Source organism: Candidatus Methanodesulfokora washburnensis, assembly GCF_003947435.1.
GTDB classification, from domain to species: Archaea; Korarchaeota; Korarchaeia; order Korarchaeales; family Korarchaeaceae; genus Methanodesulfokora; species Methanodesulfokora washburnensis.
Genome location: NZ_RCOS01000133.1, coordinates 1 through 6,179, shown reverse-complemented (window position 1 = coordinate 6,179; position 6,179 = coordinate 1). Strand labels below are relative to the sequence as shown.

The 6,179-nt window shown below is 36.7% G+C and carries 4 protein-coding genes and 1 pseudogene; 1 reads left to right on the top strand and 4 read right to left on the bottom strand.

What is annotated here, in order from left to right; genetic code table 11:
- The 4 genes from cas3 to D6D85_RS11455 all read right to left on the bottom strand — a co-directional run.
- The coding region (gene cas3 / locus D6D85_RS11470; RefSeq protein WP_125672175.1) for a type I-D CRISPR-associated helicase Cas3' at positions 1-1,733 on the bottom strand (1,733 nt) is incomplete at its 3' end.
- Positions 1,734-1,741: 8 nt separating this feature from the next.
- Complete coding sequence (locus tag D6D85_RS11465) at positions 1,742-2,164, bottom strand: hypothetical protein (protein WP_125672174.1); 423 nt, start codon at positions 2,162-2,164, stop codon at positions 1,742-1,744.
- A 240-nt stretch (positions 2,165-2,404) separates the two neighbouring features.
- Positions 2,405-3,382, bottom strand: a complete 978-nt coding sequence (cas7d, locus tag D6D85_RS11460; RefSeq protein WP_125672173.1) for a type I-D CRISPR-associated protein Cas7/Csc2 — start codon at positions 3,380-3,382, stop codon at positions 2,405-2,407.
- Complete coding sequence (locus D6D85_RS11455) at positions 3,379-5,988, bottom strand: hypothetical protein (RefSeq protein WP_125672172.1); 2,610 nt, start codon at positions 5,986-5,988, stop codon at positions 3,379-3,381. Before D6D85_RS11455 ends, cas7d begins: the two co-directional genes overlap by 4 nt.
- An 83-nt stretch (positions 5,989-6,071) precedes the next feature.
- Here D6D85_RS11455 and D6D85_RS17240 point away from each other — a divergent pair.
- Positions 6,072-6,179: pseudogene (locus D6D85_RS17240) on the top strand (CRISPR-associated transcriptional regulator Csa3); the annotation flags it as partial.

The window sequence follows — 6,179 nt, the reverse complement described above, 5'->3', positions numbered from 1 at the left end:
GGAAATGTGGACGGTTCTTCGCATAAAGGTGAGCTTATTTTAATTTTTATCCCGTCTAATTTTAGACCTCTTCCCTCACTTGTGAAAATTAATGAAGAGTCTCCTGAAGTCTCAGGTTTTAATTCAATCAACTCAAACTTTATTAGCGCTCTAATTACATCATATTCCGTCTCTATCTCTCCTCTTTTGCTCTTCAGAATTATACGTTTTGTGAAAGAATTAGGTCTAAAGTTTAGGAAACTTTCGGAAATTCTCTCTCTGACTTTCTTTCTAAGATCCTCAGAAAAGTTGTATTCATTCAGAAGTCTAGTGATAGGATATATCTCCATACCCATTCTTCTTAACGAGTCAGTAAGACGCTCTTTCATAATCTTCGTCTGCCTACCCTTCTTCAGGGAATCATAAATTAAGTTTATATTTATAGAGAGGGATTTTCTGAAATATTTTTTATGAAAATTGCGGGAATAATATATCATTTTACTACCTGTAACATTCTTAAAATACTCCTTGAGATCGGCTCTAATTTTATAAGGATTTTTTGCTATCCTTTCAGATATAAGAAGATATACCTCTGCTTCCTCCTCCCCCTCTTTTCTCCCTACTCTCCCTATCCTCTGTAGTGCATTTGAAAGCTCTCTCCCGCTCTCCATGAAAGCATGATCAACTGGATAATTCACACCAACCTCGAGCTTGTTTGTTGTTACTATAGCTTTGTATTCCTTATTCTTCACCTTTTCTATATCGAAGATATTTTCTCTCTCCTTGGCCCTTGTCTCTAGCCCGGTGTTCCTCCCGATTTCAGTCTCTGAGTAGCATTTGAGGAGAAGGTCGTCGAATTTTACTGCATCATATATACTATCAAATAAGAATAAAACTGGGTAATTCTCTTCAATATATTCTATTATCTCTCCCTTAATGCTATCTTTGCCTTCCGTGAGAACCTCTAAAAGCGTTCTATTCATCCTATTATTTATGAAAATTTTCTTCTCCTTTTGAATCATTCTCCCTGGAATCGTGTTGTCAAAGCTGGGGGTTTCTTCTATCTTAGTCTTGCTGACATGTAAACCCGCACACAGCTCAGTTATCTCATCTATAGCATCCTCCCAAGGTGTGCCGCTCAGGAAGTGGAACCTAGGGTTGTATTCGGGTATTCCTCCAGCAAGATATACGCATATGAAAGCAGTTATTATGGCTAGCTCATCCTCAGAGAAAAGATGATACTCATCGAAAACAATGGAGTCAAATCCCCTCTCAAACAAAACATAACCCCAGTCAAATGCATCTTTTCCATTTCCATATGCACCATGAATTAAATAACTGAGTATATCAGGATTCGTGATAATAAGGTCATTTTTATCCACAGTTTTTTTAATAATTTCTCCCCTGGATCCCTCCTCCTTTCTCCTATCTAATTCCCCAGCGGTAAGAGAGGATACTTTCTTTCCCTTGCCTGAAAGGATTCTTTCACTTTCCCTCTTTAAATCTTCAATTAATGCATTTGTAGGTAGTACCATGAGGGCACTATGGTCCTCCAGTATAACTTCATATATATATGTGTATGTTTTACCGGAGCCGACAGGTACATGCACAAAATTTATAGATTCTTTAGAATCCAATATGAGACTCTGGAACTTATGAAGCTTAATGCCGTTCCTTTCACTATGGTACTGTAAGTAGAGCTGGGGAGTACGTATCTCCTCCTCAAAGATCTCGTTTATACTGTTTTGAGTCATGGTCTCACCTAGATCATCATCAAGATTTTATCCAAAATCTGTTCTAATCTTATCCCTTTAAGTATGTGATAATATCTATTATATACATCAGATTGTCTCGATAATTTCACGATTTCATCAGATATCTCTCTACCCTTATGAAGGAGGGTGAAAGCGTTTAGCCATATTTCCTCCTTCATATCATCATCAGAAATTTCACTGGAAGTTATATGGAGTATCCCATCTCTCTGGGCACCTATCCTGACACCAAATTCAGATGGTAACTCCAAATTTCGCGAGAAATAATAGCAGTAGAATCTACTTCCAACATCGAGCGGTTTTATTCTCCTCAGGTTCTTATACGCGATACTTCCTCCCTCTCTAAAATATATCTCTTTCATCATTGATATGCTATTTTTAAAACATGAGGACACGTTCATCATCTTTTTCATTTTCAGAATTCTTGGCTTTCCCACAGTTATATAAAAAGGCATATTTCTGAGATCTTCCCTTCTACTGTCCTCTCTTGGATATTTGAATCCATAAGAGTAAGCAAGTGCGTACATGAGAGCTATATCTCCTATAAAAGGGCTGGTATCCGCATAAATTCCCCCGCTAGTATAGTAAAAATAGGGAGAAATTATCTCTATGTCTAGTCTCCTAATAATCGCTTTATTCGATCCGATTTTCATCTACCTCCTCTTCTTCTCGCCTTCCTTTCCAGTTAGTTTCTTAAAGAACTCATCAGAATGTTTTGAGAGCTTTTCAATAAGCTCTTTTATCTTCTCATCATTTTCATAGATATCTCTTACAGCCTTCACCAGATCAGTAAGCTCATTATCTTGAAGTGGCTTAGCAAATGGGTATTTTTTGATCTCTTCTAAAAGCATGCTTTTAAGAATTTCTATAGGTCCTCGTGTTTCATCCGTTTTCTCTTCATTATACATTTTCTCTACTAAGATATAGGGTGTTACCGGAAGTTCGAATGGAGACGAAAGGACAACAGCTAGTATCTCATTTTCTATATTTCTCGGGTTAACACTATCTTCAGCGCCGTAAGTGTGCGTATATAATATATTTCCTAATCCAAAAATCAACTCTTCTAGACTAACATTGTAGAAGCTGACCAACTGAAGTAAATGTCCCCTCTTCATGTAAATGTTCTTGAAAAGAGTTTGTTTATATCCTCCAGCTTCCCACATAGTGCCCATCTCTGAGAGAGCGTTGTGCGTTTTCTCCTCAGCTACTTGGTGAAATTCTTCAAGGGAGAGGGCCCAGCTATAGAGTATTCTTGATGGTATTTGGGCACCTCCTTCGGCTCCCGTGACACTATCTCCATAAAGAACCGATACAGGATTATTGAGAGCATCACTATTTGAAACAGCGTTATATAAGTACCCTTCAGGTAATTTGTTAAATCTTTTCAGTATTTTAAGGCCCGTGAGTTTCTCCGGGGCCTTAAACTTTCTCGAGTACACTTCAACGTGAGTTCTCCCATTTAATGACGTATAGGTTAATTCCGTTCTATCGGTATTCCTGAATATAATTGCTCCTACTACTTTTCTAATTACGTATACATCTATATATTTCCCAGAGAATCCTTTCTCTATCACATCGGCTGGTTTCTCAACAATATAACCATCTAGAAGCTTCTTTATCTCTTCTTTCATGCACCCACCTCCTCCTGTTTCTTTCCTCCTAACTTCTTCTTGATCACATAATAATCGAAGGTATCTATGATATATGTCCTAGTTGACGGATCCACGAGCGGGGTTCCAAAAATAGATTTCAGTAAACTAACTAATTCTGTAAATAAATTTGAGAAAGAATCGGCCAGCTCAAGAGCCTTTTCCTTATATTCTATTCCACAATACTTCAGTATTTGAGAGGCAATTATATCTTTAACACCCTCTATTTTCTGGAATTTTATGTAAGCATCGAAAGCCTCCCTTATAGGCCATGTTCTTGAGTTTCTGGAATCTAGATTAATATACATCCCCATATTCTTCAAAAAAACATCTGCCATCCTCTCCAAAATGGGAAGTATTCTCCCCTCCCTATACTTCTCCACAACTTTTTCCGCCAAAAGACCCACCTCCATACTCTTAACAGAAAAATTAGATCCTGAAATAAGAAAATGGAAAGAAGAAAGAGGGGATCTCCCGATAGAACTTATTAAGTTCTCCTCTTTCTCTCCCGATACCTTTTTCAGCCCCTTAATGAGAAAGATAATATCGGAGACTCTTTCTATGTTATTTCCATTATAGTCCATCAAATAAAATTCGTGATTCCCAAATAACATTTTTAAATCCCCATACATCGGCTCAAAGTATAGATAGGCCTTTTCGTTCGGTGGATTGCTAAAAGATCGAGTCACACTAACTCTGAATCCCTGTTTAGCAAGATTCAGAGCATTTTCGAATAACCTGTAATAATAAAGGGCACCTCCCCCTCCTACTTCTTTTCTTGCTATCATGAAATAGCTTAATACATTATTACTATCAGGATCGCTCATGGATACGGGGTTCACGAACTCCCCTTCTATCTCTACCCTTTCCATAAGGTCCCTTAAGGAATATCCTTCACTGGTATAGCTTAAAGCTATTATGGGGAAATATATCGAAGGAGAGACATGTAAGTAATATTTGTAATTTTCATTAAAAATAAAGCTTCTCAGAAGGAATTCCGCATAACAATATTCGCATAGTTTCACATCCTCCATATTTTTCTTAATTAGGTTAGGATAAAAGTTGCTGACAAGTTCTTTTAGTGGAACGGAATCTACTATGGACTCATAGGGTTTTTCAGCATCATAATTGCCACAGATCGCACATACCGATATATTTGATTTAACAGTCTCTTCGCTAGTAGAATAAGTGCCTTGTAAGTGGAACTTTATCAACTTTCGAACCGGATCTATCCTCTCATCAGAGAGTTTTTTCATGATTTTTATGAATTCACCGATGATAATATCACTATGTTCGCGGAGCCATTCATCATTTAGCAGTTTATTCTCAAGTAAAGAGCTTAGCTCCTTATATTTATTGACATCTTTTCTTGAATTTGGAAGAACTATCTTTTTACTATCAAATATCTTATTAGGAAATTTTTCTTTTCTTAAGCCTTCATTACATAGAGAGTAAATGAGAAGATACCTAATCCATGAGAGATTTTTGTCGCCTTCCTCTATTCTATTGAATATATCATCTACAGAGAGAACCTCACCAGAATCCTCTGCCCAAATGTACTTTCCAAAGAACTCTCGGATCTTCTTTTGATTCTCACTATTATTGAAGTGAATTTTAATAAAATCCTCATCCTGTCTGAAATAAAGAGTCTGAAAATCGAGATCTGATTGATTTGGTCTTTTACGTTTTTCTCTAATAAGTTTACCACTAGCGAATTTGTATACTATTGAAATTGATTCCTCGATGATATCATCATCACAAATCTCATCTCCGAAATATATAACACTGTTTCTAGATGCCAATATTGGAATTCCACCATTTTTCTCTATCGCACGAATTATGCTAAGGAGTGTAATATATACCCCAAGATTATAAATTGTATTACTGATCTTCTTGAAATGTATTTTGCTTACATCTTTATCACTTATTCCTAAAAATTCATTTATCTCTCTCAACTGTTTTTCGATCTCATTCACTATTTGATAATCATACACGGGAATCTCACTAGATCGACTTGCTATAGCATCCGAAGCTCTTATGAGCTTAATAGCTGGATATATATCTCGAAGATCTTTGGGGAGAGCTCTGCAATGCGCACCAGAATCACTTTTCTCAGCCCTCTCCATTATACATAAAATTTCATAATAGTCCTGTCCTTCATTTCGTTTATAGCCGACTTTATTGGCAAAGTTCTCTATCTCATTCCTGAGATCCTCGCTGGAGAGTTCATTGTAATCCTTCCCAATATACTTATTTATATCATGAAGTATTGCACCTATTACGAGCTTCTTAAAGGAATTTTCATCTAATTTCATTTTTTCATCATATTTTGAATATAGTTTGAGAAGGGAGAGAAATATCATAAGCACGGTGAGTATGTGGCCCGCTAAGGATAGATCAGCTTGATTTTCTATCGGGCTTCCATCTCTTTTATAACCTTTTCCGGATTTAGTTATAAACTTATCATCCTCTAAAATCACTTTTATACATTTTTTCAGGAATTCCCTGACATCTGTTTTTCTTAAGTTCTCAGGTATTAGCTCCGCTGGTACATCTATGGCGACATTTGCGTTGGATTGCATCCCCATACTCATATAGTGAGCATGATGCCAAATAAAAGCTTTTCTTTAACCCACAATGTATAAATATTGCATCATTGCATGTAAAGAGCATGAGAGTCGCTCTAATATCTACGCTCGGATTCGAGGAGAAGTTCTGCTATAGAGCGATATTAAGGCATGGAATAAAGGAAGGGGACAGAATAATTCTTTTTACGGCG

Bases quoted from the DNA above. Each gene is read 5' to 3' on its own strand.
- D6D85_RS11465 (WP_125672174.1), bottom strand. From the start codon at position 2,164: ATGAAAAAGATGATGAACGTGTCCTCATGTTTTAAAAATAGCATATCA.
- cas7d (WP_125672173.1), bottom strand. From the start codon at position 3,382: ATGAAAGAAGAGATAAAGAAGCTTCTAGATGGTTATATTGTTGAGAAA.
- D6D85_RS11455 (WP_125672172.1), bottom strand. From the start codon at position 5,988: ATGGGGATGCAATCCAACGCAAATGTCGCCATAGATGTACCAGCGGAG.